This is a genomic window from Archangium sp. (assembly GCF_057119385.1).
In genome coordinates this window covers 15,995-41,788 of record NZ_DBNGVP010000138.1, presented here as the reverse complement: position 1 = coordinate 41,788, position 25,794 = coordinate 15,995, and the positions used below count along the sequence as shown (strand labels likewise).

Below are 25,794 nucleotides of genomic sequence, written 5' to 3'. Positions count from 1 at the left end.
CGCCTGGGAGGGAGCCCACGTGCTGCGTTCCACCCTCTTGCTGATGCTGTTGCTGGTGGCGCTCCCGGCCCTCGGGCAGGAGCGCTCCAGCCGTGCGCGGGTGAGTGCCAACGGCACCTTCACCGTGCGCCTGGTGCAGCAGGCTCCGGGGAAGTGCACCCTGGAGGTGGCGAAGGAGAGCGGGCCGGTATGGACGCTCAAGCAGTGCGTGGGCGGGGTGGATGACCTGTACTTCGTCTCCAACGATGGAGAGCGGGTGTGGGTGTTCTTCCCGCTGGCGCCCAAGGGGACGGTGAAGCTGACGGGCAAGCAGTACAAGAAGGTGCCCGCGTGGGCCAACACGGTGGTGGCCGAGCAGTATGGCCGCGAGGGGCGCTTGCAGGAGCGGCGCCTGCTGAGCTTCGTGAGCCCGCGCGAGGTGTCGGAGGTGCGGGAGTTGGGACAGCACCTCAAGTGGTTGGAGGGCGTGCTCGGGGTTCCGGGCAAGGGCCCGCGCCTGACGGACGCAGGGCGCATCGAGTTCGAGACGGTGGGCGGCAAGTCCCACCAGCTGACCTTCTGAAAAAGCGGTACTGCAGGGAGCACGGAAGCCCATGGCCAAGCTGACGGTCGAGATTGTGACCCCCGAGAAGCGCATCCTGTCGGTGCAGGCGGACGAGGCGATCGTTCCGGGCGGCAAGGGCCTGTTCGGCGTGCGGCCGGGCCACACGCCGTTCCTGTCGCTGATGGAGCCGGGGCCGCTGACGTTGATCGACGGAGGGCGCCGCGAGTACTACTTCGTGGCGGGCGGTTTCGTCGAGGTGAGCAACGACAAGGTGTTGGTGCTGGCGGACGTGGCCGAGTCGGTGACGGGCATCGACGTGGAGGCGGCGAAGCGGCGGATGCAGGAGGCGCAGGAGCGTCTGCGCGGCATGTCGTCGGACGACGTGCGCTTCGACATCGAGCAGGCCACGGTGCGCCGCGAGACGGCGCGCATGAACGCCGCCACGATGCGCTGAGCCGTCCCCCATCAGGAGAAGTACCCTGAGAGAATTACCCCGCGAGAAGTACCCCTCTCCCCTCGGGAGAGGGACGGGGTGAGGGTATCCGGACCCCGGGTTCCCACCCCACGCCTCGAACCGAGCCCCCGTGCACGATGCCCGCGAATCCGGGCGTCAGGCATCGGGGGCTTCGTCGTTTCCACGCACCCTCCCAGTCCTTTTCACCGTCCGTGCGAGCAAACCACTTGACGCCGTGTCAAAAAAGGAGCATTCAAGATACATCTTTAAAGATGCATTCGAGATGCATCGAATCAGGGGGCCTCGAGAGGCCCGGGGAGCAAGCGCATGAGCACCAACGTCGCGGAGAAGAAGAGCAGCCTGTTCGAGCAGATTGGCGGGGAGGGGGCGATGGATGCGGCGGTGGATCTCTTCTACAGGAAGGTCCTGTCGGACGAGCGCATCAGCCACTTCTTCGAGGACGTGGACATGGAGCGCCAGGCGGCGAAGCAGAAGGCGTTCCTGACGATGGTGTGCGGAGGGCCGAGCGCGTACTCGGGCAAGGACATGCGCAAGGGGCACACGCACCTGGTGAAGCGCGGGCTGGATGACACGCACTTCAACGCGGTGGCGGAGCACCTGTCGGCGACGCTGCTGGAGCTGGGGGTGGCGAAGCCGCTGGTGGATCAGGTGCTGGCCATCGCCGAGAGCGCGCGGGCGGACGTGCTCAACCGCTGAGCCGGAAGGGGGGCGTGCACATGACGAGGGTGAAGCACGAGGGCCAGTGGTACGGGCTGGACGAAGGCGAGTCGGTGCTCGACGGACTGCTGCGGGGGGGCGTGCGGGTACCGCACTCGTGCCGGGCGGGGGCGTGCCAGTCCTGCCTGATGCGGGCCGAGCGCGGCGAGGTGCCGGCGAAGGCCCAGGTGGGCCTGAAGGACACGCTCAAGGCCCGGGGCTACTTCCTCGCGTGTGCGTGCCACCCTGAGGGGGAGCTCGAGGTGGCGGGGGCGGGCGCGGAGCTGCGGGTGCCCGCGCGCATCACCGCGCTCGAACGCTTGAGTGACAGCGTGCTGTGCGTGCGGCTGCGCCCGGAGAAGGCCTTCGAGTACCGGGCCGGCCAGTACGTGTCGCTCCTCCGGGCGGACGGGTTGGCGCGCAGCTACTCGCTCGCGAGCCAGCCGCACGAGGACACCCTGGAGCTGCACGTCCGGCGTGTCTCCGGAGGCCGCATGAGTGGGTGGCTCTTCGACGAGGCCCGGCCCGGAGACGCGCTGGAGCTGCAGGGCCCCGCGGGCGAGTGCTTCTACGTGCCGGGGCGGCCCGAACAGCCGTTGCTGCTGGCGGGCACGGGCACGGGCCTGGCCCCGCTGTACGGCATCCTCCAGGACGCGCTGAATCAAGGGCACACCGGGCCCATCTGGCTCTTCCATGGGGCGCTCGAGACCTCCGGCCTCTACCTCGTGGAGGAGCTCCGCGCGTTGCAATCCTGTTACAATCAGCTCCAGTACCGCCCCTGTGTTCTCAAGGGACAGGAAAGAGTGGGGCTGACGGTGGGGGCATTGGACGCGGCCATCAAGGAAGAATGCCCCCGGCCGGCGGGTTGGAGGGCTTATCTGTGCGGCGACCCGGCGCTGGTGCTATCCCTGAGGAAGAAGCTCTTCCTCGCCGGACTGTCGCTCAAGGACCTCCATGCGGATGCGTTCCTCCCGAGCACTCCTCCGTCGCAGGACGGGGCGGGGGTGACGAGCCGTGCATCTGACGCTTCACGCTGACTACTCGCTGCGCGTGCTGCTGTACCTCGCGGTCAACCCGGATCGGGTGATCTCCACGGGCGAGGTGAGCGGTGCCTATGGAATCTCCAAGCACCACCTCGTGAGGGTGGTGCAGGGGCTGGGCCGCCACGGCTTCGTGGAGGTGCGGCCGGGGCGCTCGGGCGGCGTGGTGCTGGCACGGCCGCCCTCGGAGATCTCCGTGGGCGAGGTGGTGCGCCGCATGGAGCCGGACTTCCACATCGTGGAGTGTTTCGATCCGAAGACGAACACCTGCCCCATCACCCCGGCCTGCGGGCTCATCGGCGTGCTCAACGAGGCGACGCGCGCCTTCCTGGGCACGCTGGACGAGTACACGCTGGAAGATCTGGTGCGGCGCAGTCCGCGCAAGCTGTCCGCCTACTTCCTCAAGCCCGCGGCGGACGCCGAGGCGAGCTGAGCATGGTGGGGCGCGTGCTGGAGCTCTTCCACCGGATCGCCGAGCCGGGCTCGGCGGAGGCGCGCCGCTACGTGGTGGACTACGCGCTGGAGGACCGGGTGAGCTTGCGCAACGTCGCCTTCGAGGAGGCGGAGGCGGCGTGGAAGGAGCGCGGGGGACACAGCACCCCGGCGCTCTGGGACGGCGAGCATCTGCACCAGGGGGCGCAGGCCGTCCTGGCGAGACTGCAGGCCGTTGTCAACCTCGGCCGCGACGGCTGAGGCACCCGGCATGCCGCGTGCCAGTGGCGCGTTGGCCGGAGCACCTTGTGGTGGGAGAGCGACCTTCACCCAAGCTGTGCGCCGGCATGCGGGGAACTCACGAAGAGATGAAAGTCGGGGCTAGTCACGGAACGCGGCTCGGTTATCTTGCCGCTCCCCATGTCGCTGACCCCCGCCGAACGCCAGGACAGGTTTCACGCGGCGTTCCTGGGACTCGCCATCGGAGATGCCCTCGGGTTTCCCCTGCGGGGCGTTCCGCCCGCGAGCCTCACACGCCTGCCTGGACTGGCGGAGGACTTCGCGCCTCGGCCGCGGGGGAAGTTCGCCAAGGGCCAGTTCTCGGATGACACGCAGCTGATGCTGGCGGCGGCCGAGAGCGTCATTCGCGAGAACAAGGTGGATGGGCGCAGCGCGGCGGCGCACCTGGCGTGGCTGTGGCAGGAGGGCATCATCCTGCAGCCGCCCAAGCAGCTGGCCGAGGCGCTGCAGAAGCTGGCGCAGGGTACGCCGTGGATGAGCGCGGGCGCGCCGCTGGGGGTGAAGTGCCCCTCGGTGCTCAGCCGCGCGGTGGTGGTGGGCCTCTTCGAGAGCAAGAGCCGGGTGCGCATCCGCCACGACGCGGGCGTGCTGACGGTGCTCACGCACAAGGATCCCACGTGCGCGGCGGCGGCGGCCGCGTTCGCGCAGGCCATTGCCCTGGGGCTGACGACGAGCGAGCCGCTCACGCCCGCGGAGTTCTGCGAGGAGCTGGCGCTGTCGGCGGCGGCGCACGACAAGGAGCTGGCCGAGGAGCTGCGGCACCTGCCCCGGCTGCTGACGTGGGATCCGGCGCGAGCGCTGACGCAGCTGCGCAAGGTGAGCGTGCCGCCCAGCCAGCTCAAGGGCGTGGACGGGCTGCCGCCGCACGTGGTGCCGGTGCTGCTCACCGCGCTGTACGCCACGCTGAAGGTGCCGCACGACTTCCGCCAGGCGGTGGAGCTGGTGCTGCGCTGCGGAGGCGAGGCGGACGTGGCCGCGGCGTGCACGGGAGCCCTGGTGGGCGCGCACCTGGGCACGGCGGCCATTCCGGCGCGGCTGCGCAAGCACGTGCTGTACGCGGAGACGCTGCTGGACACGGCGGACCGCCTCTTCCAGGCGCGGCAGGTGCGCGAGACGCTCGCCACGGCCCTGGCCCAGCAGCACCACCCCAAGCGCCGCCGCTGAGCGGCCGGCACGGAGCCGGGCCCCTGCTTGCCCGCCCGCCCGAGGGGAGGCAGCCGGGCGTTGCCGCGTCCCGGCGTCCAGACTTCCCGCGGAATGTTCCCGCTCCCACCTTCCGCGGGAGAGCGGGACACACCCGGCACCACGGGGGGGCCCGCCGGATGCCCCGGGAGGCGGAGACGTGGAACTCGAGTCGGAGCGTCTGGAGCGAAGGCAACTGGAGTCCTTGTCCACGGCGGAGCTCATCCGCCATGCCATCGAGGAGGCCCGGCTGCTGGCGCGGGCCGAGGTGCTGCACGCCAAGAAGGAGCTGCGGCAGGAGATGAAGGCGGCGCGCACCTCGGGCATCCTCCTGGGAGCCGGAGGCGTGCTGGGGTTGATGGCCCTGGCGGCCCTCCTGGTGGCGCTGGGGCTGGCACTGCCGCTGAGCGAGACGCTCGGCGTGCTGCTGGTGGGCGTCTTCCTGCTGGTGGTGTCGGGTGGCCTGGCGTTCGCGGGCGTCAAGCGGCTGCCGAAGAAGCCCCTGCCCCACACGCAGGAGCGGCTGAAGACGGACCTCGCCCGCACGCGGGAGACACTGCAATGAGCGAGCAGGACAACAAGAGCGGCGGGCACATCACCGCGGGCATGGGCGATCGCGAGCAGGTGGAGAAGACGGCGGACCGGCTGCGCGACGAGCTGCTGCTCACCCTCGAGGAGCTGGATCGGCGCCGCGAGCGGGCCCTGGACGTGAAGTTCCAGGTGCGCAAGGCCGTGGAGAAGAACCGCGACGTGCTCATACAAGCGGGCGGCGTGGCGCTGGGGCTGGCCGTGGTGGGCATGGGCTACTCGTGGTGGCGGGCGCGTCACCGCGAGGAGCTGCTGTGGAAGCATCGCGCGGAGGCGGTGCGGCGCGCCTGGGAGCACCCGGACCGGGTGGCCTCTCGTGCGGAGGATCGGCCCGTGCCCATCGAGCTCGGCCGCAAGCTCGTCTTCATCTTCGTGAGCACGCTGGCCTCGGCCATGGCCCGGCGCGCGGTGCAGTCGTTGCTGCCGCCCGCCGAACAGACACCGGCACCGGAGGGCAGGAAGCGCCTCGGGCTGCGCTTCCTGCAGACTCCGGCCCACGCGTAGCGAGCCGGTACCATGGACCCACGGACGCGGCCCTCTCCGTCACCGGGGAGCGCCGCGTTCTCGTCTTCACATGGATAAGAATTGTTGATTGCGTGGAATGCACGCATAAAGCAGATTCATCCACGCCATGGACCTGCTCTACGCGCGTGCCCAGATGGGACTGTCCCTCGCCTTCCACATCGTCTTCGCGGCGGCGGGAATCGCGCTGCCGCTGCTGATGGTGCTCAGTGACCTGAAGGCCCGGAGGACGGGAGACGCGGACTACGCGGTGCTCAGCCGGAAGCTGGCGAAGGGGACGGCCATCCTCTTCGCGGTGGGCGCGGTGAGCGGCACGGTGCTCTCCTTCGAGCTGGGGCTGTTGTGGCCCGCCTTCATGGGGACCTACGGAGAAGTCATCGGCCTGCCCTTCGCGCTGGAGGGGACGGCCTTCTTCACCGAGGCGGTGTTCCTCGGCATCTACCTGTACGGGCGGGAGCGGATACCGGCGGGGCTGCACCTCTTCTCGGGGGTGATGGTGGCGCTGAGCGGCGCGGCGAGCGCCTTCTTCGTCACGCTGGTGAACGTCTTCATGAACGACCCCTCGGGCTTCACGCTCACGGCGGGCGGGCCGGTGAACGTGGACCCGGTGGCGGCGATGTTCAGCCCGGGCTGGCGGCATCAGACGGCGCACACGCTGCTCGCGTGCTACCAGGCGAGCGCCTTCGCCATGGCGGGCATCCACGCCTTCGTGCTGCTGCGGCACCCGGGGGCGGCCTTCCACCGCAAGGCACTCTCGATAGCACTGCCGCTGGCGTGTCTCTCCGCGCTGGTGCAGCCGCTGGTGGGGCACCAGTCCGCGGAGCACGTGGCGCGCGCGCAGCCGCTGAAGCTGGCCGCGGCGGAGGGCCTCTTCCAGACACAGCGGGGCGCGGGACTGAGCGTGGGCGGGCTGCCGGACATGGAGACGGGCACCCTGCGCTACGCGCTGGAGATTCCCCGGGGGCTGTCCCTCATGGCCTTCATGGATCCGGACGCGGAGGTGAAGGGGCTCGATGCGTTCCCGCGCGACGAGTGGCCGCCGGTGCCCAAGGTGCACGTGGCCTTCCAGGTGATGGTGGGGACGGGGGGCGTGATGGCGTTGCTGTCGGTGGTGACGCTCTTCCTGCGCTGGCGGCGCAAGGCGTGGCCCGAGGACCGGCGGGTGCTGTGGGGGTGGCTGCTGTGCGGGCCGCTCGGGGTGGTGGCGATGGAGGCGGGGTGGCTCGTCACCGAGTGGGGACGCCAGCCGTGGATCATCCGCGGGGTGATGCGCACGGGCGAGGCGGTGACACCGGTGCAGCACCTGGCGGCGCCCTTCTGGACGTTCACGCTCGTCTACCTCTTCCTGGGGGCGATGGTCGTCTTCCTCATGGTGAGACAGGTGGCGGGCACGCTGCCGGGCCACGAGCCGCAGGCGGGGGAGGTGGCCCATGAGCACTGAGCTGTGGCTGGGCGGAGCGCTGGTGGGCGCCTTCGTGCTCTACGCGCTCTTCGGGGGCGCGGACTTCGGGGGCGGCGTGTGGGACCTGCTGGCCTCGGGGCCGCGCAAGGCGGAGCAGCGGGCGCTCATCGCGAAGGCGCTCGGGCCGGTGTGGGAGGTGAACCACGTCTGGCTCATCATCGGCGTCGTCATCCTCTTCTCGGCGTTTCCGAGGGCCTTCGCGGCGCTGTCGGTGGCGCTGCACGTGCCGCTGACGCTGCTGCTGCTGGGCATCGTCTTCCGGGGCACGGCCTTCACCTTCCGCACGTACGACGCGCGCGGGGACGCGGTGCAGCGGCGCTGGGGGCTCGTCTTCAGCGTGGCGAGCGTGCTGTCCCCGGCGCTGCTGGGCATGTGCGTGGGCGCGGTGGTGAGCGGGGACATCCGCGTGCGGGGGCTCGCGGTGGTGAGTGGCTTCTTCTCCGCGTGGCTGTCGCCCTTCGCGCTGGCGGTGGGGGCGCTGGCCCTGTGCCTCTTCGCCTTCCTGGCGGCGGTGTACCTCACCGCGGAGACGCGCGAGTCCGGGCTCCAGGAGGACTTCCGGCGGCGGGCACTGGGCGCGGGCGTGGCGGTGTTCCTGGCGGCCCTGGGGGTGCTGGTGCTCGCTCGGGGAGGCGCGCCGCGGGTGTGGGAGGGGCTGACGGGCTCGCCCTTCGCGCTGGTGCTGCACGCGGCGACGGCGGTGGCGGCGGTGCTGGCCTTCGGGCTGCTGCTCGCGCGGCGCTTCTGGCCGGCGCGTGTGGCGGCGGCGGCGCAGGTGGGCCTCATCGTGGCGGGGTGGGCGGCCTCGCAGTACCCGTACCTCGTGGTGCCGGACTTCACGCTTCAGGGCTCGGCGGCGTCCGTGGCTACACAGCGGGCCCTGCTGGTGGCGCTCGCGGTGGGCGCCGCGCTCATCCTCCCGTCCCTGTTCTTCCTGTTGAGGGTGTTCCAGTCCGCACCGAGGGAGGCCAGCCAGGTCCGAAGAGGTTCCGCGGGAACCCCGCGCTGAATTTCCCCTCTCCCGAGGGGAGAGGGGATAGTGGGGATGCGTCGGGTCAGGCCAGGCGCCGCGCCACCGCGGGCACGAACGTCCTGTCATCGGGTGCGGCTTCCAAAATCTGCGCGGGCCTGCCCACCTCGGGCGTGGGCGCGTCCGCGTCGAGCAGCACGCTCTCGAGCACCTCCCGGAAGCGCTCGCGCAGGGACTCCTCGTACAACACGAAGCGCACCTCGCGCAGCCGGCTGCCGCCCAGCAACAGGTGCCACCTCAACGCCGACGCCTCCGCGCGAGCACTCGCCTCGACGGTGACCCGTCCCGCGCCCGTGCCCAGCGCCGGCACCGCGAGCGAGCTCAGCCCCTCTTCCTCCGCGGTGAGCAGCGCCCGTTGCATGGCCCGGCCGATGCAACTGACCTCCTCCCACGCGCTCACCGCGTGCAGCACCCGCTGGCACGCGAGCCGCCCCGCCCCCGTGGAGATACACGCCCCGAGCGGCTGCTCTCCCCAGTGGTGCGCCTCCTCCTGGATGCTCTCTCCGCCATGGGCTCGCAGGGCCGCCGCGGCCCCACCCGTCATGTTCAACCGGGGCACCGCCGGGCTCACGATACCCTCCACCTGCGCCAGGGCCAGGTCTCCGGTCTCACAGACGATCCGCGTGGATCCGAGCGTCAGCGTGCCGTCCTCCAGGCGCGTGGCGGCGCCCGGCGGACGCGTGGCGTTGGCCAGCCGCTCGAACAAGTGACGCACATGCGTGACATCGGGAAAACGCGCCTCGGGGTGCGGCGCGAGCATGCGCGCCAGCACGTGCTGGAAGTACGCCTCCTCGGGCCCACTGGGGCTCGGGAAGACGGGGTGCGCCTCTCCTCGCAGGCGGGGCTCGATCCCATCGAAGGGCGGCCGTCCATAGCGCAGGTGATAGGCCGTGGCGCCCAGCCCGAACACGTCCGCGCGCCGGTCGAATGCCTCTCCGCGCAGCACCTCGGGAGCCATGTACGGCCCGGTGCCCGAGATCTCCCCTCCGCTCGCTCCGCCCACGCTCTTGGCCACCGCGATGCCGAAGTCCCCCAGCTTCGTTCCCAGCTCCGGCGAGTCCAGGATGTTCGACGGCTTGAGATCCCTGTGCAGGATGCCGGTGAGGTGCGCGGCCGCGAGCCCCTCGGCCACCTGGGCGAGCACCTCGCAGACGAACCACAGCGGCAGCCCGTACCCCAGGGCCCGGCGCCGGCGCACGTCCACCTCGTCCATGTCGATGCCGTCCACGTACTCCTGCACCAGCAGCGGCGTTCCCTGGTGGATGCGCACGTCCGTGGCGCGCACCACGCGGTGGCTGGGCACGCGCGCCATCAGCCGGGCCTCGTTGAGCATGCGCCGGTAGCGCTCCTCGGGGTCCGCCTGGAAGTGGGGCTTGAGCGTCTTGATCACCAGCGGCGACGCCAGCAGCACATGCCGCGCGAGCCACACGTCGCTCATCCCGCCGCCGCCAATACGGCCCCAGATCTCATAATCCCCGATGCGTGCGCCGGACTCGATCATGGTGCGGGCTCCCCTCCTACCCTGGAGACCCCCGGGGGTAAAGCGCCCCTAGTCGCCGCGCTCGGGCGCGATGTAGACGAACCGCTCCGGGACCTGGAGCAGGTAGCCGCTCTCCTCCCGCTCCAGCGTCATCCCCGAGCCGCTCACCAGCTCACGCAGCCGGCACACATTCACCCAGAGCAGGTTGTCGTGGACGGGCGGCTCATAGGACTTGTTCCACGTCTGCTCCACGAGCAGTTCCTTGGGCAGGACATCACCGGGGCGGTTCGCCAGGGTGTAGAGGAGCTTGCGCAGGACGGGCCGCTGCTTGAGCGGGATGACGTGCCCCGGGTAGCGCAGCTCGTGCTTGCGCGCGTCGACGATGACGGGCCCGTCGTCACGCGGCACCTCGGCCCGCATCGCGCGCCCGGGGGCGGTGACGCGCCGGGTGACAGCGAGCACATCGCGGAGGCGCTCCAGCAGCCCCGGGTCCACGGAGGCCGCGCTCGCCTCGGCCTCGGCCCGCTGGCTCGCGTCCCGCTCGGCCTCCGGATGGCCCGCCAGCCGCGCCGCCAGTGACTCCGCCAGTGCCACCATGGCGCGATCCAGCCCGTAGTCCGCGCCGAGCGCCGTCGCGCGCACCGAGTCGATCGCCGCGCGCGCCGCTTCCGTGTCTCCCGCCGCCACGGACAGGAGCGCCGAGAGGGCCCGCGCCCGCGTCACCTCGCCCCGCTTCTCGGGGTGGGGCGCCTCGACACGCTCCTCGCGCAGGCGCACCAGCGGATCCTCGCGCCGGGAACGCTCGACGGCGGCGCACATGCCGAGGATGCCGCGCTCCCGGGCCAGGGCGTCCGTCTCCTTCAGGTGCCGCTCGGCCTCCGCGCACTGCCCCAGGAGCATCAGCTCGCGGCCGATCCACGCGCGCGCCCACAGCTCCCCCAGCAGCTCTCCCGAGCGGTGGAAGGCATTCTCGAGCACCCGCAGCTCGCCCAGCGCCGCCTCGCGCTCTCCGCGATCGTGCAGGACCATCGCGTGCATCGCGTGCCAGGAGATGCGCAGGCGGGGATCCTGCTCGTGGCGCACCAGGGACTCGGCCTGCTTCAGCAACTCCTCGACCCGCTCGAAGCGTCCGGTGCTCGAGAGCAGGCCCGCGTAGAACATGGGCCCGAGCACGCTCGCGCGGAACGTGGGCGGCGCGTCGCGGGACACGGCGCGTGCGCTCTCCATGGCCTCCACGGCCTCGGTGTTGCGCTCGTCGAGCCAGAAGGTGAAGGCGCGCGTGAAGCGCAGGAAGCCCTGGTGCGCCGGCAGGGCCGCCGTGCGCTCGGCGGCGTCGATGAAGGCGCGCGCCTCGTCGCCGAAGCCCTGGTACGTGCGGGTGAGCGCGAACACCGTCCCCGTCCGCATCCGGAGCGCGTCGGTGGCGCGCGGATCCCCCAGCACCGCGCGGGCCTCGCGCTCGGCGGCCACCAGGTCCCCCGTGAGCATCGCCACGTGCGCCAGCGAGGCCTTGATGTCGAGCGGCTCCCGGACCCGGCTCACGTCCAGCCGGAGGAGCTCCTCGTGGGCGCGGCGGACGTTCAGCAGGCGCGCGAGCGTGCGCGCCCGCGCATGGATGATCTCCGGTGTGCGGTGCTCGGGGGGAATGGCCTCGAAGCCCCGGAAGAGCTCGCTCGCCACGCCCAGGCGGATGAACTCCGTGCCGGACTCCAGCAGCAACTGTCCCGCCTCCTCGAAGCGCCCGCAGGCACACAGGTGGCGGCAGCGCTCGCGCACCCGCACCACGGGATCCAGGTCGGCGTTGGCCAGCAGCGTGGCGAGCCGGGCGTGGTTGTCCCGCAGCTCCTCGGGGCTCAGCGAGGCCAGGAGCGCATCCCGGTGGATGTCGTGCAGCATGCAGCGCCCGCTGCCATCCACCTCCAGAATCAGCTGGACGACGAGCCCGCGCAGCGCGGCACGGGCCCGGGGCTCCGGCAGCAGCTGCTCCACCCGCTTCACGTTCATCTCGAACGCCGAGAGCGCGAGCACGGTGGCGACGAGGCGCTGGTCCGGGGTGAGCGTGCGGATGGCGGCGGTGCTCGGGTCCTCCTCGAGCACTCCCCCCGCGTGGGCGCGCCGCAGGTGGAAGGGGTTGCCCCGGCTGCGGGTCCACGCCACCTGGAAGCCGGAGGAGGGGCCGTAGAGCGCGTCGAGGTTCGCCCAGAGGGCCCAGGCGCTCTGCTCGTCGAGCCCGCCCAGCTTCAGCTCGAAGCGGTCCGCGGTGCCCCCGAGCATCGGGACGAGCTCGCGCGAGGTGGCCACCAGCCGTCCGCTCCCCAGCTCCCGGCCCAGCACGTCCACGAGGCGCGTGCGCGAGGCCTCGTCCAGCCGGTGCAGATCATCGAGCACCCAGAGCGTCCCCTGCTCATCCAGCCGCCTGGCCAGGTCCACCAACCGCTCGTCATCATCCCGGGCCTCGGGGACGGCGCCCCGCGCGAGCTGCCGGCGCACGTCATCGACGAGCGCGGCGAGCGGCTCCCCGGGAGACACGCTGGCATAGATGACGGGGCCTCCGCGGCCCTGCGCCAGCGCGTAGACGAGCGTGGATTTGCCAACGCCTCCCACGCCGTACACGAGCGCCACCGGCAGTTGCTCGAGCATCACCTGGAGGCGTCCGAGCTCCGTCTGGCGGCCCACCCAGATGGGCGATGGTGCTGGCACACGTCGATGCATGTGGCGCCGCATCGTGTCATGAGGCCGCCGCCACCGTCCAATCCTCCAGCCGTGGCTCGGCCCCTGATGACAGACATCATTCCCAGACATCCCCAGCATCGCCTTACACGCCCAACATCGCCTTACACGCCTTACAGCGCCTTACGGCTTCCTCCCCCTCTGGATGTCATGTAGTTTGTCCATTCCCCCCCAACCTGTCTCCTCCAGGAGAAATCCCCATGAAGGTTTCCTTCAAGCGCATGGCCGCCACGCTGGCGGCTGCCCTGCTCGGCACGGCCCTGCACCCCGTCGCGGCGCACGCCGGCACCCGCTTCGCCCCGGCCACCACCGACACCGGCCAGGTGTATGACCTGGTCATCGAGTACATGTTCAACAACGGCGATGCCCTGCACTTCGCCGCCGACCCCAATCAAATCCAGCAGGACTTCTTCGAGAGCGCGCCGATCAACAAGCTCTATTACGTCAAGCAGACGAACACGACGTTCTGGGAGCGCTTCGGCATCTCCGACACCGCCATCGCGCTCGAGCGAGACACCACCGCGCCTCCGGGCTCGCCCAACAACTCCTACGACGCCGCTCCGCACGGCAGCCTGTGGATGCCCCGCGCCTGGACGGTGGGCCAGGAGACGTCCTTCAGCACCACCATCAAGTGGTTCGACAAGACGACCTGCCGCTACACCGGCCGGCAGGATCCCTGGGCGTACGGGCGGCACTTCCTGCGCTACCAGGGTCCCATGGCCATGGGAGGCAGCCTCGGCACCATCGACGTCGTCATCATCGACCGGTACCACTGGATCTCCGACGACCCCAACTCGGCCCAGTACTACAACAGCCCCGAGGCCGAGCGCTTCTGGTTCGCCCGCGGCCGCGGCTGGGTGCGCTGGGACTACTTCTCCAACCGCACCACCGGGAAGTGGAACTCCTCCGACCCCACCAGCCTGCTGAGCCCCGGCGCCACCACCACGGTGCTCTTCACCACCAACAGCCCCAACAACAACACCAAGACGCCCAACAAGGTCTGCAACAGCGGCGTCTTCTAGGCCGTGACGCACTGGGTCAACCCCGGGTGGAGGTTCTACTTCCGAGGACTGGCGGCGTTTTCCACCCGGAGTATGAGCGAAAGCGCTTCTGGACCCATCCAGTAGGGCCCGGATTTGGAGTAGCTTCTACGTACTTTCCGGAACCCCAGGAGCCCGAATCCCGATGACGAGCCCCAAGTTCGAGACGCTGGTCGATGTCTTCCTGCAGAGCATTGCCTCCTTTGGCCCTCGGCCGCTCTTCGGCGAGAAGAAGAACGGACAGTGGTCGTGGATGACGTACATCCAGTTCGGCCAGATGGTGGATGACCTGCGGGGAGGCCTGGCCCAGCTGGGGGTGGGGCACGGGGACCGCGTGGCCGTCATCTCCAACAACCGCCACGAGTGGGCGGTGGGTGCCTACGCCTGTTACACGCTGGGTGCCGCCTACGTCCCCATGTACGAGGCCCAGCTGGACAAGGAGTGGGCCTACATCCTCAATGACTGTGGCGCCAAGGTGGTGTTCGCCGCCACCGACTCCATCGCCGCCAAGCTCAAGGCGATCAAGTCGGATCTGCCCAAGGTGGAGCACATCCTCCGCTTCACCGGCAACGCGACCGAGGCGGACACCTTCGCGTGCCTGCTGCGCCGCGGCGCGGATACGCCCAGCCCCGTCACCACGCCCAAGCCCTCGGACCTGGCCGGCCTCATCTATACCTCGGGCACCACCGGCAACCCCAAGGGCGTGATGCTCAGCCACGCCAACCTCGCGCGCAACGTGCAGGCCATGCACGAGCTCTTCCCCATGAACAAGGAGGACCGCTCGCTGTCGTTCCTGCCGTGGGCGCACTCCTTCGGGCAGAACGTGGAGCTCAACGGCCTGTTCTCCATGGGCGCCGCCATGGGCATCGCCGAGGGCGTGGACAAGATCGTCGACAACCTCTCCGAGGTGCAGCCCACGCTGCTCTTCTCGGTGCCGCGCATCTTCAACCGCATCTATGACGGTCTGCAGAAGCGCATGGCCGCGGAGTCGCCCATCAAGCGCATGCTCTTCCACCGCGGCCTCGCGGTGGCCAAGGAGCGCAAGGCCCTGGCCGAGAAGAACCAGAGCAGCACCCTGTTGGACCTGCAGCACGCCTTCTTCGACAAGGTCGTCTTCTCCAAGGTGCGTGCCCGCTTCGGTGGCCGCCTCAAGTACGCCTTCAGCGGCGCCGCCGCCATCTCCCGCGAGGTGGCCGAGTTCATCGACAACCTCGGCATCACCGTCTACGAGGGCTATGGCCTCACCGAGACGTCTCCCATCGCCACCGCCAACTACCCCAACAACCGGAAGATCGGCTCGGTGGGCAAGGCCGTCCCCGGCACGCGCGTCGTCATCGACCGCTCCGAGACGGGCGACCCCAAGCAGGGGGAAATCGTCGTCTACGGCCACAACGTGATGATGGGCTACTACAACCTGCCCGACGAGAACGCCAAGGTCTTCACCGCCGACGGCGGCTTCAAGACCGGTGACATGGGCGTGCTCGATGACGACGGCTACGTGTGGATCACCGGCCGCATCAAGGAGCAGTACAAGCTGGAGAACGGCAAGTACGTGGTGCCGGTGCCCATCGAGCAGGCGCTGCAGCTCTCGCCCTACATCGTCAACGTGATGCTGCACGGGCAGAACAAGCCCTTCAACGTGGCCATCATCGTCCCGGACATGGAGTCGCTGAAGAAGTGGGCCACCGAGAAGGGGCTCGACATCAGCTCCATCCCCGAGCTGCTCAAGCGCGAGGAGGTGCAGCAGCTCTACCGGGAGCAGATCAACCAGTTCTGCAAGGAGGCCAAGGGCTACGAGAAGCCCCAGCGCTTCCTGCTCATCAGCGAGGACTTCACCACCGCCAACGACATGCTGACGCCCTCGCTCAAGCTCAAGCGGCGCAACGTGCTCAACAAGTTCGGCGAGGCGGTGGAGGAGCTGTACCGCGAGGCCGAGAAGAGCGGCGAGCGCGCGGCCTGAGTCCCCTGGCCCGGGAGGGCTCCGGGACCCGGGTGACTTCCCGGGTGCCAGAGCCCTCCGTGCCTCAGGCGGCCTTCGCCAGGAAGGCCGCCACCGACTCGATGGTGGGGTACTGCCGCAGCAGCGTCTCGTCGAGCTCCCGCTGGAGCCAGGTCTCCAGCTCGCCGATGACGCGCAGTTGCTCCATGGAGTCCAGGCCGTAGTGCTGGAAGGGCGCGCGCACGTCGATGTCCGCGGGCGTCAGCTCCAGGAAGCCCGCCACCCGCTCCACCAGCCAGCGCTGGATGTCCTCGGGGCTCCTCGCGCTCACGAGACCGGGCCCTGGCGCAGCCGCGCCGCCATGGCCGCCAGCTCCGGCTGCTCCGCCGGCGTGCCCACGATGGGAGGCAGGTCCGCCATGGAGTCGGTGGGAATCAGGTGCACGTGGGCATGGGGTACCTCGTAACCCAGCACCACCTCCACCACGCGCTCGCACCCCGTGCGCTCCTTGAGCAGCCGCGCCACCGTGCGCACCGCCTGCATCAGCTCCGTGTACCGCTGCGGCTCCAGGTCGAACAGGTAGTCTCCGTCCGCCTTGGGAATCACCAGCGTGTGTCCCGGCCTCACCGGACGGATGTCCAGGAACGCCAGGTGCCGTTCGTCTTCCCAGACCTTGTGACAGGGAATCTCGCCGCGCACGATGCGCGCGAAGATGTTGTTCTCAGCCACTCTGCACTCTCCATTGATTGAAAAGTCGGTGCTCCCTTGCTTACCGGGCAGGTCTACTTTACACACTAAGTATGGACTCTGGGGTGATGCAGCGTACGGCAAGCACTCATCCGGAGGGGTTCACGTTCCTGGCGTGGAGTGGTGTGGGCGTTGGCGTGTTGGCGGAGCGGCGGGAAGACCCCCTCCTTCAATCCTTTCTGTCGCCCGGGGAGCGGGTGTGTCTCGACGAGCGGGTGCTGCCCCAACGGCGGCCGGAGTGGTTGCGCGGGCGTCACGTGTGCAAGCAGGTGGTTCGGGAGCTGCTGGGCCCGGAGCTCATGATGCACCGGGTCGAGGTGCTGCCGGGTCCCCAGGGCGAGCCCCAGCTCCACCTGCCGGAGGGGCCCGGGCCCCTGGACGTGTCGCTCAGTCACGCGCGCACCCTGTCGGTGGCGGCCGTCACGGCTCGCGGGCGGGTGGGGGTGGACGTGGAGCCCCTGGTTCCCGTGGAGGAGCGTCTGTGGCACTTCTTCCTCTCACCCGCGGAGCGGGCCCGCTGCGAGCGGGAGCCGGAGCTGGCCTTGCGGCTGTGGGTCCTCAAGGAGGCGCTCTACAAGGCCCTCCGCCCGCCCCGGCCCCTTCCGCTGCGCTCCCTGGTCCCCGAGTTGGGTGAGGGCGTGCTCCGGCTCGCGCCTCCTTTCGAGGGGGAGCTGTCCTTCACCTTCCTGCCCCTGCGTCATCACCTGCTGGCCGTCGTGCACTCATGAATCCCTCCTCCTCCATCCGTATCCACGGCATCCACTACACGCTGCCCGAGCGGCAGGTCGGCCTCGAGCAGCTCTCGGCGGAAGGGCGGCTCGTCAGCACGCCCGAGACGATGCGTGACTTCGGCTTCGGCGACTGCCGGGTGTCCCATGTGCCGGCCACGCAGCTCGCCTCCACCACCCTCAAGGCGCTGCTGGAGCGCCACGGGGTGGATCCCCTGGAGGTGGGGCTGCTCATCAACGCCAGCGTGCTGCCCACCAGCTCGATGGTGCCGCGCGGGGAGTCCCTCGCCGAGTTCCCCACCGGGGACAACGCGCACCTGGGGTTGTTCCGCTTCTCCAGCACGCGCCTCCAGGACGAGCTGGGTCTGTCCAACGCGCGCACGGTGGGGTTGAGCGAGCTGGGCTGCGTGTCCCTGTCCCATGCGGTGTGGCTGGCCCACGCCGTCATGGAGATGGAGGACCTGAAGTACGCCCTGTGCGTCAACGCGGACGTCTTCCCCGACGGCATCAAGCGCGAGGTCGTCTACAACGTCTGCAGCGACTCGGCGTGCGCGGTGCTGCTGTCGCGCGACCCCGAGGGCCTGCGCCTCAAGACGTACCACACGCTCACCCGCGGCTATTACTGGGATCCGGACGGCCACCAGAACGAGCTGCTCGCCGCCTACTTCCCCACCGGCAAGCGCGTGCTGGAGAAGACCTTCAAGGCCAGCGGCCTGGCGCGTGAGGAGATCAAGCTCCTCATCCCCCACAACGTCAGCCTGCGAAGCTGGGAGATCCTCAGCAAGTTCACCGGCATCCCGCTGGAGAAGATCTACACGGAGAACATCCGCCCCAAGGGCCACTCGGTGGCGGCGGACAATTGGATCAACCTCAAGGACGTCATCGACCGGGGTCTGGTGAAGAAGGGCGACCACGTGATGATGTTCTCCTTCGGGCTCGGCGCCCACTGGGGCTGCAGCATCGTGCAGATCTAGTTCCGCCCGGGTCCACCTCTCTCCCCCCGGAGTCCCCCCAGAGGTCCCCCCCGCATGCATTTGTTTCTCACCGGAGTCACCGGCGCCGTCGGTATGGAGATGGCGCGCTGGATTGTCCGCAACACGCCGAAGGCGCGGGTGTATGCGCTCATTCGTGCCCCCTCGCCCGTGGTGCTCAAGGCGCGCTGGTCGAAGCTGGCGGCGAAGCTGTGGCCCGAGGCCTCGGCACGTCCGCCCGAGGGCCAGTTCATCCCCGTGCTGGGCGACATCTCCCAGCCCGGGCTGGGGCTGTCACCGGAGGACGCGGCGCGGCTGGCCAGCGAGGTGACGCACGTCATCCACTCGGCGGCCAACGTGGAGCTGGATGCGCCCCTGCCGGAGGCGCGCGCGGCCAACGTGGACGGCACGCGCCATGTCTTCGAGGTGGTGCGCTCCTTGCGCCGGCTGGAGCGCGTGGGCTACGTGAGCACCCTCTTCGTGGCGGGCAAGCGCCCGGGCCGCTTCCTGGAGACGGACGAGGTGCACGCGTCGGACTTCGTCAACCCGTACGAGCAGAGCAAGTACGAGGCGGAGCACCTGGTGCGCGGGCTGATGAAGCAGCTGCCCATCGCCATGTACCGGCTGGCCTACCTCATCGGCCGGGATGACGGCGAGGTGACGCGCTACAACTCCATGCACTCGCTCATGCGGCTCTTCTACCAGGGCCACGTGGGTGCCTTCCCGGGCACGCCGGACTCGCGGATGGACCTGTCCTCCAACGACTACGCGGCCGCCGCCCTGCTCACGCTCTTCCTGCAGCACTACCAGCCGGGACGCACCTTCCACATCGGCAATGGCGACGCGGGCCTGCGGCTGCAGGACTTCATCGACACCATGACCGAGGTGTCCGCGGAGACGGAGCGGCGCTGGGCCCAGGGCGTCTTCCTCCCGCCGGACGTGGTGGACGAGGACACCTATACGCTGCTGCGGCGCACGCTGCTGCAGACCCAGAACAAGCAGTCCCACGAGGTCATCCGCCTCGGGGACACCATGTACGGGCACCTGCTGGCCAATCAGATTTTCGACGCCGCGCCCGTGCACGCGTTGCTCGGCGAGCGGGTGAAGCCGCCGCCCGCGAAGCAGTTGCTGCGTGACGTGCTGCGGCACTGCGTGGCCACCGATTGGGGTCGTAACCGCATCTGACGAGGAACGGAATCATGGACAGGAATCAGTTCGAGGAGCGGCTGCTCACCTTCATCCGCAAGCTGTGCGTGGAGAATGGCATCACCGCGGACATCGGCCGGGACACCGCGTTGTTCGAGAACCGGCTCATCAACTCCATGCGCATCATCGACCTGATGGGCTTCATCGAGAGCGAGCTCTCCATCGAGGTGCCCGAGGACAAGTTGACGATGAACTTCTTCCGCACGCCGCGCGTCATCGCCGACACGTTCTGCCCCGCTGGTGGAGAGGCGAAGGCATGAGCGCCCTGACGGTGGACCCGAAGAGCCTGGCCTTCGGCTCCGGGCGCTCGCCCCGGCCCGAGGCCATCGGCCAGTTGATGGAGCGGGGAGATCTGCGCTCCTATGAGAACGGCACGCTGGGCATGTCCGGCCCCGCGCTGTGGCTGTTCCGCTATTTCGAGCGCAAGTTCCTCGAGCTGGCGTTCAGGTACGGTGCCTCCGAGCGCCAGTACCCCACGCTGATGCCCATTTCGGTGATGGAGCGGACGGACTACTTCAAGTCCTTTCCGCACCACGCCACCTTCGCCATGTGCCTGGACCGGGACAGCACGTCCCTGCGCCAGTTCGTGGACGCGGTGAAGGGCGGCGAGCGCGTGGAGGAGGGGGCGGCCTCGCGGGTGCGCTCGGCGGGCGCGGTGCTGTCCGGCGCCGTCTGCTACCACTGCTACGCGGAGCTGCAGGGCCGCCCCATCACCGGCGAGCCCCTGGTGCTCACCACCCAGGGCCGGTGCTTCCGCTACGAGCACGGGGAGTTCGCCCCGCTGCGCCGGCAGTGGGAGTTCACCATGCGGGAGATCGTCCTGCTGGGGCCCGAGGCCCCCATCGCCAGCATGCGCGAGAAGCTGCTGCTGGAGGTGGTGCAGTTCGCCAAGGCGCACGGCCTCACCGGGCGCATCGACGTGGCGTCCGACCCGTTCTTCGGAGCGGTGGAGGGCCGGGCGCGCACGCTGCTGCAGCGGGCCCAGTCGCTCAAGTACGAGCTGCTGGTGGACGTCACCGGGCAGAAGGGCGGGGACCTGGCCATCGCGTCCTTCAACCTGCACGGGGACTCGTTCTCCCGCACCTTCGGTCTCAGCCTGCCGGACGGCCAGCAGGCCAGCACGGGCTGTATCGCCTTTGGCCTGGAGCGCTGGGTAGCCGCCTTCACCGCGTACCACGGGGTGGACCCCTCCGCGTGGCGCGAGGTGATTCCCGCCTCGGAGTTCGCACCCACACCGGATCGAGGAGCCCTATGACGACGGAGACGACGGAGCGCTACTACTACGACTTCTTCGGCGCCAAGTCGGAGTCGCGTTGGAACGTGGAGAAGGACATCCCCTGGGGGGAGATCGACCGGGAGGCCGCGCTGAGCCAGCCGGACATCCTGGACAAGGTGCGGCGCACGGCGCTCATCGAGTCCTATCACGCCCTGGGCACCGTCTCGCTCATCAAGCTGCTCCACGAGGACGTGGACGCCACCTCGGTGTTCCAGGTGGAGTGCTTCGAGGGCTTCCGGCACTTCTGGAGCCTGCGGCGCTACCTGGACCTGGTGGGCTTCGCGCCGCGCATCACCGACGAGGAGCTGGTGGAGATCCGCCGGCGCAACATCGAGCACGTCAACTACAAGCCCGAGGACACCGTCCAGGAGCTGGTGAACTTCATCTGGTCCGAGCACGCGGCGGGCTACTTCGCCCGGCAGCTCGGCGCGCAGTGCAAGGACAAGGTGCTGGCGAAGCTGCTGGGGTTCATCTCCGTGGACGAGTTCCGCCACGCGGAAGGCGGCTACCAGATTCTCACCAAGCTGCTGGAGCGCCAGCCGGAGCTCAAGCCCGAGGTGCTGCGCGCGGCGAGCAACTTCAAGCACTACGGCTGGCACGTGTGCGAGCTGCCGGTGGCGGTGGAGAACGACTTCACCACCGTGCTGCAGATGAAGCGCAAGTTCGAGAAGGTGTGCGGGGCCCGCATCGTGAGCTGGCGCGAGGGCTGGTCCAATGGCTGAGGCCGCCCGGAAGCTGGTTCCCGAGGAGCAGGAGCCCGCCTCGCCCGTGGGGAACAAGGCGGGGTGGGTGCTGCGGGAGCCCACCTTCGGATGGGCCACCGCGGAGGGGACGCCGAAGGAGCCCACGGTGGGCGAGGCGTTGCGCGAGTGGTGGGACGCGATGAACGTCTTCGCCGACGTGCGGCGCCTGCCGGCGGCGCTGCACGTGGCCTTCCACCTGGCGACGCTGGGCTGTCTGGTGGCCTGGGCGGGCTGGCACCTGTCGGTGAGGAGCGCCCTGTACTTCTCCGTGTCCGCCTTCTTCCTGGCCACGGTGACGCACACGGCGTGGCTGCACCGCTACTGCTCGCACAAGGCCTTCGACTTCCGCTCCCCCTGGCTGGCGCGCGTCTTCCTGTGGCTCAACGGCATGACCATCCGCGAGGACACGTATGCGATTCCCCACCGGGTGCACCACCAGCGCTCGGACAGGGTGGGGGACCCGTATGGCCCCCACCTGGGGCGGCTCGCCAGCTACCTGGCCATCGAGTCGGTGACGAAGTTCAACACCGACATGACTCCGGAGCAGTACGAGCACGTGGCGAAGACGGTGAGCCACATCGGCTTCCCCATCAGCACGTACGAGCAGTTCCGGCGCACGGGCACGGTGGAGCACGCCGGACACATGGCGGTGCGGATGGTCTTCGCGCAGGTGTTCTGGAGCGCGGTGGCCTACGCGGTGGGCGGCGTGCCGTGCGTGCTGGCCTGGTACGCGGCGATCTCCGTCGTCATCCTCCTCGTGCGCGACTTCAACTACGTCGGCCACGGTGGCCGGCGGCCACGGGCGAAGATCGAAGGCTGGGAGTTCGACGAGCGGACCCTGGCCCTCAACCAGGTCTTCTACGGCGTCTTCGCCTCCGAGTGGCACAACAACCACCACAAGTTCCCCCGCTCGGCCAACCTGCGGCTCGTTCCCTCGCAGGTGGACATGTCCTTCCTCTTCATCCGCCTGCTGCACATGCTGGGCGTGGTCACCTCCTACGTGGACGCGGTGCCTCGCTTCCGGCAGCAGCTCGCCACTGGCAAGGCGGTGCGCCCCATCGCGGGAGACGAGGAGTTCGCCAACGCCACCGGCATCGCGGATGGCAATGACGGCACTCCGCTCCCCCAGCGTCACTGATCCACCACTCCCTCTCCCTCTGGGAGAGGGTTGGGGTGAGGGTCTTCACCCGGGCGACGACCCTCACCCCCCGCCCTCTCCCAGAGGGAGAGGGTGCATGCGTCACCCCCTATCCCCCCCCGACCTGGAGCACCCCCCATGGCTTCTGACTGCATCTCGGGCGCGACCTCGCTCGCCCACATCCTTCACCGCCGCGCCGAGCGTCATCCCGAGCGCAGGGCCCTCACCTTCATTGCCCGCGGCACCGAGGAGCGCAAGGCGTACTCCTTCGCCGGGCTGGATGAGCGGGCCCGCACCATCGCCGCGTTGCTCGAGTCCCATGGCGTGCGGGGCGAGCGCGCCCTGCTGCTCTACCCCCAGGGCGCCGAGTTCGTGGAGGCCTTCCTGGGCTGCCTCTACGCGGGCACGGTGGCGGTGCCGGCCTATCCGCCGGACCCCACCCGCCTGGAGCGCACCCTGGGCCGGTTGCTCGGCATCATCGCGGATTGCCGTCCCAAGGTGGTGCTGTCCACCGCGGAGATCTGCGCCATGGCGGCCGCCTTCGCCGAGCAGGTGCCCGGGCTGGGCGAGCTGACGTGGCTGGCCACCGACCAGCAGGACCTGGGCGTGACGCCGCTGGCGTCTCCGGCCGGCGCCCGGAGCGAGCAGCTCGCCTTCCTCCAGTACACCTCGGGCTCCACCTCGTCGCCCAAGGGGGTGATGGTGAGCCATGGCAACCTGCTGGCGAACCTCGCGCACATCGGCGGCAGCGTGAAGCTGGGCGAGGACTCGTGCTCGGTGACGTGGCTGCCGTCCTTCCACGACATGGGGCTGGTGGACGGACTGATGGAGGGCTTCTACTCGGGCTACCCGGTGTACCTGATGTCCCCGGCGGACTTCCTCAAGCACCCGCTGCGCTGGCTGCAGGCGGTGACGGCCTTCAAGGTGACGCACTCGGGCGGGCCCAACTTCGGCTACGAGCTGTGCGTGCGCAAGGCGACGCCGGAGGCCCTGGCCGCGTTGGACCTGTCCTCGTGGCGCAGCGCGTACTGTGGCGCCGAGCCGGTGCGCGCGGGCACCATGCGGCGCTTCCTCGAGACGTTCTCTCCCCGGGGCTTCTCCCCCTCGGCGCTCTTCCCGGTGTTCGGCCTGGCGGAGGTGACGCTCAAGGCCCCGGGCCCGCAGGGGCGCGGCCTGGTGACGCTGGGCGTGGACAAGGAGGCCCTCAAGGAGGACCGCGTGGTGCCGCTGCCCGTGGGGGATGCCAATGCCGCGGAGCTCGTCTGCTGTGGAGAGTCCGAGGAGGGCTACGGCCTGGCCATCGTGGAGCCGGAGTCCCGCGAGCGCTTGCCGGACGGCCGCGTGGGGGAGATCTGGGTGTACGGCCCGAGTGTGGCGCAGGGGTACTGGCGCAAGCCGGAGCTGTCCGAGGAGACGTTCCGCGCGCGCATCCGCGGGGACGACTCGCGCACCTGGCTGCGCACGGGGGACCTGGGCTTCATGAAGGACGGGCTGCTGTACATCACCGGCCGCAGGAAGGACCTCATCATCATCGGCGGGCAGAACCACTATCCGCAGGACATCGAGTGGACGGTGGAGGCGGCGCTGCCGGCGGTGAGGCCGGGGTGCGGCGCGGCCTTCTCGGTGGAGGTGGAGGGCGAGGAGCGGCTGGTGGTGGTGGCCGAGGTGGACACGCGGCAACCGCAGGGGGGCGCGCCGCTGGAGCTCCCAGCGGCGGCGGCCACGGTGCGCCAGGCCATCAACGAGGCCTACCAGCTGCGGGTGCACGAGGTGGTGTTCCTCAAGCCGGGCAGCGTGCCCAAGACGTCCAGCGGGAAGATTCAGCGGCAGGCGGCGAAGCGTGCGTACCTGGAGCGCGGCCTGCAGGTGGTGACGGAGGAGCAGGCGGCATGAAGGTCGCCATCGTCGGGGGCGGTATCGCGGGGATGGGCGCCGCCTACAGCCTGCACCGCCAGCACGATGTGACGCTCTTCGAGGAGGCGCCCACGCTGGGCGGCCATGCGTACACCGCGGAGGTGACGCGCGGGGGCCGCCCGGTGCCAGTGGACATCGGCTTCCTCATCTACCACCCGTGGGTGTACCCGAACCTGTCGGCGCTCTTCCGGAAGCTGGGCGTGGAGACGCAGCCGCTGCGGCCGGGTCTCGAGCTGTCCATCCACTTCCAGGGGGGCCACTGGCGCACGGGGCGGGACTCGGCGTTCTGGGCGTCCGTGCGGCACGAGGTGGACCGCTTCCAGCTCGCGGTGCCGGAGATCGTCTCCAACCCGAAGAAGTACATGCCCCTGACGGTGGAGCAGTACCTGGACCAGGAAGGATACTCGGAGGACTTCAAGTACAAGGTGGTGGCGCCGCTGCTGTCGGTGCTCTTCGTCACGCGCATCGGCCTGCTCCAGATGTCGATGTTCATGGTGGCGGCCACCTTCGGGCCGGTGAGCGGCTACGCGCTGGAGGGGCCCACGCCGTGGCGCACGGTGAAGCAGGGCTCGCGCGAGTACGTGCGCCGGCTGTCCGCGGCTTTCGCCTCGAGTGTGCGCACGGGCTGTGGCGTGCGCTCCATCCGCCGCGAGCGGGACGGGGTGACGGTGACGAGCGCGGACGGCGGGGTGCACCGGTTCGATCAGGTGGTGCTGGCCACGGAGGCGGGCACGGCGTTGAAACTGCTGGAGGACCCGAGCCCGGACGAGGCCGTGTTGCTGGGCGAGGTGGAGTACGAGCCGGCGAGCATCGTGCTGCACACGGACCCTCGGGTGATGCCGGAGGACCGGAGCCTGTGGGCGGCGTACACGTACGTGACGCCCGAGGCGCGAGGGCCCTTCACGCGGGCGCACTACAACTACTACCTGCCGGTGTTGCAGGACTGGGTGGGGGAGGACCTGTTCGCCACGTGCAATCCGCCCGAGGGGTTGCTCGACCCGGCGAAAGTGGTGAAGACGATGCGCTGGCAGCACCTGGTGTGTGACGGGATGCATCCGGTGCGTTCGGCGGAGCTGCACCGCATCCAGGGCAAGCGGCGGACGTACTTCTGCGGAGAGTACGTGGGGTTCATCTCGGGGCACGAGATGGCGTTCACGTCGGGGCTGGCGGTGGGCAGGGCGCTGGGAGGGGAGTTCCCGTTCGAGGACAGCGAGTTCGCGCGGCGGAGCTTCTACGACCTGGCGGTGCACCACATGAAGGTGGTGAGGCCGGAGGACGCGCCGGTGGAGGGAGCACCCACGTGGTGGCCGCCGCCGATGGCGCGGGTGCAGTCCGAGGTGCTGCGCGGACTGGTGGAGGACGAGGTGCGGCGGAGGATGAGGGCGGTGCTGCCACTGCCGGAGATGCTGCGTCCACTGGAGCAGGCGGTGGCGGGCGCGGTGGCCGGGCGCGTCTCGCTCTACGACGAGCTGCGCAAGCAGAAGACGCAGGGAACCTGAGCGCGGGCACGTTGGAGCCGCGGAGGTGAACCCGGCACCCTCACCCCGACCCTCTCCCGAGGGGAGAGGGAGAGGGGGCGAGGGTGGGGGACGGGGGCGGGGGCCCCGGGCT

At 69.7% G+C, this 25,794-nt stretch carries 26 protein-coding genes; 22 read left to right on the top strand and 4 right to left on the bottom strand.

Annotation, left to right across the window (positions count from 1 at the left end; translation table 11 throughout):
- Positions 1-19 precede the first annotated feature (19 nt).
- From AC16DP_RS33680 to AC16DP_RS33630, 11 genes are all read left to right on the top strand, one after another.
- A complete protein-coding gene (locus tag AC16DP_RS33680; RefSeq protein ID WP_329730066.1) occupies positions 20-562 on the top strand; it encodes a hypothetical protein in 543 nt (180 codons plus the stop codon).
- Positions 563-593: 31 nt separating this feature from the next.
- On the top strand, positions 594-998 hold the full coding sequence (locus tag AC16DP_RS33675) for a F0F1 ATP synthase subunit epsilon (protein WP_329730065.1): 405 nt from the start codon (positions 594-596) through the stop codon (positions 996-998).
- 327 nt (positions 999-1,325) lie between these two features.
- Positions 1,326-1,715: a group I truncated hemoglobin gene (locus AC16DP_RS33670; RefSeq protein ID WP_329730064.1), complete on the top strand. Its 390-nt coding sequence runs from the start codon at positions 1,326-1,328 to the stop codon at positions 1,713-1,715.
- Positions 1,716-1,735: 20 nt separating this feature from the next.
- Complete coding sequence (locus AC16DP_RS33665) at positions 1,736-2,752, top strand: 2Fe-2S iron-sulfur cluster-binding protein (RefSeq protein ID WP_329730063.1); 1,017 nt, start codon at positions 1,736-1,738, stop codon at positions 2,750-2,752.
- Positions 2,730-3,188 carry an RrF2 family transcriptional regulator gene (locus tag AC16DP_RS33660; protein ID WP_329730062.1) on the top strand — a complete coding sequence of 153 codons (459 nt, stop codon included), beginning with the start codon at positions 2,730-2,732 and terminating at the stop codon, positions 3,186-3,188. The genes AC16DP_RS33665 and AC16DP_RS33660 overlap by 23 nt, the downstream gene beginning before the upstream one ends.
- 2 nt (positions 3,189-3,190) lie before the next feature.
- The gene (locus tag AC16DP_RS33655) at positions 3,191-3,448 is read left to right on the top strand and encodes a hypothetical protein (RefSeq protein ID WP_329730061.1); all 258 of its coding nucleotides are present in this window, start codon (positions 3,191-3,193) and stop codon (positions 3,446-3,448) included.
- 159 nt (positions 3,449-3,607) lie between these two features.
- Positions 3,608-4,651, top strand: a complete 1,044-nt coding sequence (locus AC16DP_RS33650) for an ADP-ribosylglycohydrolase family protein (RefSeq protein ID WP_329730060.1) — start codon at positions 3,608-3,610, stop codon at positions 4,649-4,651.
- A 178-nt stretch (positions 4,652-4,829) separates the two neighbouring features.
- Positions 4,830-5,234: a phage holin family protein gene (locus AC16DP_RS33645; protein WP_329730059.1), complete on the top strand. Its 405-nt coding sequence runs from the start codon at positions 4,830-4,832 to the stop codon at positions 5,232-5,234.
- Positions 5,231-5,761: a hypothetical protein gene (locus tag AC16DP_RS33640; protein WP_329730058.1), complete on the top strand. Its 531-nt coding sequence runs from the start codon at positions 5,231-5,233 to the stop codon at positions 5,759-5,761. Before AC16DP_RS33645 ends, AC16DP_RS33640 begins: the two co-directional genes overlap by 4 nt.
- A 127-nt stretch (positions 5,762-5,888) precedes the next feature.
- Complete coding sequence (locus AC16DP_RS33635) at positions 5,889-7,220, top strand: cytochrome ubiquinol oxidase subunit I (RefSeq protein ID WP_329730057.1); 1,332 nt, start codon at positions 5,889-5,891, stop codon at positions 7,218-7,220.
- Complete coding sequence (locus AC16DP_RS33630) at positions 7,210-8,250, top strand: cytochrome d ubiquinol oxidase subunit II (RefSeq protein ID WP_329730056.1); 1,041 nt, start codon at positions 7,210-7,212, stop codon at positions 8,248-8,250. The genes AC16DP_RS33635 and AC16DP_RS33630 overlap by 11 nt, the downstream gene beginning before the upstream one ends.
- Before the next feature lie 46 nt (positions 8,251-8,296).
- Here AC16DP_RS33630 and AC16DP_RS33625 read toward each other — a convergent pair whose 3' ends face one another.
- Together AC16DP_RS33625 and AC16DP_RS33620 are read right to left on the bottom strand one after the other, a co-directional pair.
- Positions 8,297-9,772: a serine/threonine-protein kinase gene (locus AC16DP_RS33625; protein WP_329730055.1), complete on the bottom strand. Its 1,476-nt coding sequence runs from the start codon at positions 9,770-9,772 to the stop codon at positions 8,297-8,299.
- Between the two features lie 48 nt (positions 9,773-9,820).
- Positions 9,821-12,463 carry an AAA family ATPase gene (locus AC16DP_RS33620; RefSeq protein ID WP_329730054.1) on the bottom strand — a complete coding sequence of 881 codons (2,643 nt, stop codon included), beginning with the start codon at positions 12,461-12,463 and terminating at the stop codon, positions 9,821-9,823.
- Between the two features lie 218 nt (positions 12,464-12,681).
- On the opposite strand from AC16DP_RS33620, the gene AC16DP_RS33615 reads away from it, so the two are divergent.
- Together AC16DP_RS33615 and AC16DP_RS33610 are read left to right on the top strand one after the other, a co-directional pair.
- Positions 12,682-13,503 (top strand): hypothetical protein, encoded by an 822-nt coding sequence (locus AC16DP_RS33615; protein WP_329730053.1) that lies wholly within the window; start codon positions 12,682-12,684, stop codon positions 13,501-13,503.
- A 163-nt stretch (positions 13,504-13,666) separates the two neighbouring features.
- Positions 13,667-15,481: an AMP-dependent synthetase/ligase gene (locus tag AC16DP_RS33610; protein ID WP_329730052.1), complete on the top strand. Its 1,815-nt coding sequence runs from the start codon at positions 13,667-13,669 to the stop codon at positions 15,479-15,481.
- 64 nt (positions 15,482-15,545) lie between these two features.
- Here the strand turns inward: AC16DP_RS33610 and AC16DP_RS33605 are convergent, their stop codons facing one another.
- Both AC16DP_RS33605 and AC16DP_RS33600 read right to left on the bottom strand, forming a co-directional pair.
- Positions 15,546-15,791, bottom strand: coding sequence for an acyl carrier protein (locus AC16DP_RS33605; RefSeq protein ID WP_329730051.1), 246 nt, complete (start codon positions 15,789-15,791; stop codon positions 15,546-15,548).
- Positions 15,788-16,189: an HIT family protein gene (locus tag AC16DP_RS33600; RefSeq protein WP_329730050.1), complete on the bottom strand. Its 402-nt coding sequence runs from the start codon at positions 16,187-16,189 to the stop codon at positions 15,788-15,790. Before AC16DP_RS33600 ends, AC16DP_RS33605 begins: the two co-directional genes overlap by 4 nt.
- An 86-nt stretch (positions 16,190-16,275) precedes the next feature.
- Between AC16DP_RS33600 and AC16DP_RS33595 the strand changes: the two genes are divergently transcribed.
- From AC16DP_RS33595 to AC16DP_RS33555, 9 genes are all read left to right on the top strand, one after another.
- Positions 16,276-16,935: a 4'-phosphopantetheinyl transferase family protein gene (locus AC16DP_RS33595; RefSeq protein ID WP_329730049.1), complete on the top strand. Its 660-nt coding sequence runs from the start codon at positions 16,276-16,278 to the stop codon at positions 16,933-16,935.
- Entirely contained in the window at positions 16,932-17,909 is a 978-nt protein-coding gene (locus AC16DP_RS33590) for a 3-oxoacyl-ACP synthase III family protein (protein ID WP_329730048.1), read from the top strand. The genes AC16DP_RS33595 and AC16DP_RS33590 overlap by 4 nt, the downstream gene beginning before the upstream one ends.
- Before the next feature lie 54 nt (positions 17,910-17,963).
- Entirely contained in the window at positions 17,964-19,091 is a 1,128-nt protein-coding gene (locus tag AC16DP_RS33585; RefSeq protein WP_329730047.1) for an SDR family oxidoreductase, read from the top strand.
- A 14-nt stretch (positions 19,092-19,105) separates the two neighbouring features.
- Positions 19,106-19,372: an acyl carrier protein gene (locus AC16DP_RS33580; RefSeq protein ID WP_329730046.1), complete on the top strand. Its 267-nt coding sequence runs from the start codon at positions 19,106-19,108 to the stop codon at positions 19,370-19,372.
- Positions 19,369-20,367: a class-II aminoacyl-tRNA synthetase family protein gene (locus AC16DP_RS33575; protein WP_329730045.1), complete on the top strand. Its 999-nt coding sequence runs from the start codon at positions 19,369-19,371 to the stop codon at positions 20,365-20,367. Before AC16DP_RS33580 ends, AC16DP_RS33575 begins: the two co-directional genes overlap by 4 nt.
- Entirely contained in the window at positions 20,364-21,110 is a 747-nt protein-coding gene (locus tag AC16DP_RS33570; protein ID WP_329730044.1) for a hypothetical protein, read from the top strand. The genes AC16DP_RS33575 and AC16DP_RS33570 overlap by 4 nt, the downstream gene beginning before the upstream one ends.
- Positions 21,103-22,269, top strand: a complete 1,167-nt coding sequence (locus AC16DP_RS33565; RefSeq protein WP_329730043.1) for a fatty acid desaturase family protein — start codon at positions 21,103-21,105, stop codon at positions 22,267-22,269. Before AC16DP_RS33570 ends, AC16DP_RS33565 begins: the two co-directional genes overlap by 8 nt.
- A gap of 138 nt (positions 22,270-22,407) precedes the next feature.
- Positions 22,408-24,162, top strand: a complete 1,755-nt coding sequence (locus tag AC16DP_RS33560; RefSeq protein ID WP_329730042.1) for a fatty acyl-AMP ligase — start codon at positions 22,408-22,410, stop codon at positions 24,160-24,162.
- The gene (locus AC16DP_RS33555; RefSeq protein WP_329730041.1) at positions 24,159-25,682 is read left to right on the top strand and encodes an FAD-dependent oxidoreductase; all 1,524 of its coding nucleotides are present in this window, start codon (positions 24,159-24,161) and stop codon (positions 25,680-25,682) included. The genes AC16DP_RS33560 and AC16DP_RS33555 overlap by 4 nt, the downstream gene beginning before the upstream one ends.
- Positions 25,683-25,794 lie beyond the last annotated feature (112 nt).

Coding starts and splice junctions, on each gene's coding strand:
- AC16DP_RS33675 (WP_329730065.1), top strand. CDS start 594: ATGGCCAAGCTGACGGTCGAGATTGTGACCCCCGAGAAGCGCATCCTG.
- AC16DP_RS33670 (WP_329730064.1), top strand. CDS start 1,326: ATGAGCACCAACGTCGCGGAGAAGAAGAGCAGCCTGTTCGAGCAGATT.
- AC16DP_RS33665 (WP_329730063.1), top strand. CDS start 1,736: ATGACGAGGGTGAAGCACGAGGGCCAGTGGTACGGGCTGGACGAAGGC.
- AC16DP_RS33655 (WP_329730061.1), top strand. CDS start 3,191: ATGGTGGGGCGCGTGCTGGAGCTCTTCCACCGGATCGCCGAGCCGGGC.
- AC16DP_RS33650 (WP_329730060.1), top strand. CDS start 3,608: ATGTCGCTGACCCCCGCCGAACGCCAGGACAGGTTTCACGCGGCGTTC.
- AC16DP_RS33640 (WP_329730058.1), top strand. CDS start 5,231: ATGAGCGAGCAGGACAACAAGAGCGGCGGGCACATCACCGCGGGCATG.
- AC16DP_RS33635 (WP_329730057.1), top strand. CDS start 5,889: ATGGACCTGCTCTACGCGCGTGCCCAGATGGGACTGTCCCTCGCCTTC.
- AC16DP_RS33630 (WP_329730056.1), top strand. CDS start 7,210: ATGAGCACTGAGCTGTGGCTGGGCGGAGCGCTGGTGGGCGCCTTCGTG.
- AC16DP_RS33625 (WP_329730055.1), bottom strand. CDS start 9,772: ATGATCGAGTCCGGCGCACGCATCGGGGATTATGAGATCTGGGGCCGT.
- AC16DP_RS33620 (WP_329730054.1), bottom strand. CDS start 12,463: ATGCATCGACGTGTGCCAGCACCATCGCCCATCTGGGTGGGCCGCCAG.
- AC16DP_RS33615 (WP_329730053.1), top strand. CDS start 12,682: ATGAAGGTTTCCTTCAAGCGCATGGCCGCCACGCTGGCGGCTGCCCTG.
- AC16DP_RS33610 (WP_329730052.1), top strand. CDS start 13,667: ATGACGAGCCCCAAGTTCGAGACGCTGGTCGATGTCTTCCTGCAGAGC.
- AC16DP_RS33595 (WP_329730049.1), top strand. CDS start 16,276: ATGCAGCGTACGGCAAGCACTCATCCGGAGGGGTTCACGTTCCTGGCG.
- AC16DP_RS33590 (WP_329730048.1), top strand. CDS start 16,932: ATGAATCCCTCCTCCTCCATCCGTATCCACGGCATCCACTACACGCTG.
- AC16DP_RS33585 (WP_329730047.1), top strand. CDS start 17,964: ATGCATTTGTTTCTCACCGGAGTCACCGGCGCCGTCGGTATGGAGATG.
- AC16DP_RS33580 (WP_329730046.1), top strand. CDS start 19,106: ATGGACAGGAATCAGTTCGAGGAGCGGCTGCTCACCTTCATCCGCAAG.
- AC16DP_RS33575 (WP_329730045.1), top strand. CDS start 19,369: ATGAGCGCCCTGACGGTGGACCCGAAGAGCCTGGCCTTCGGCTCCGGG.
- AC16DP_RS33570 (WP_329730044.1), top strand. CDS start 20,364: ATGACGACGGAGACGACGGAGCGCTACTACTACGACTTCTTCGGCGCC.
- AC16DP_RS33565 (WP_329730043.1), top strand. CDS start 21,103: ATGGCTGAGGCCGCCCGGAAGCTGGTTCCCGAGGAGCAGGAGCCCGCC.
- AC16DP_RS33560 (WP_329730042.1), top strand. CDS start 22,408: ATGGCTTCTGACTGCATCTCGGGCGCGACCTCGCTCGCCCACATCCTT.
- AC16DP_RS33555 (WP_329730041.1), top strand. CDS start 24,159: ATGAAGGTCGCCATCGTCGGGGGCGGTATCGCGGGGATGGGCGCCGCC.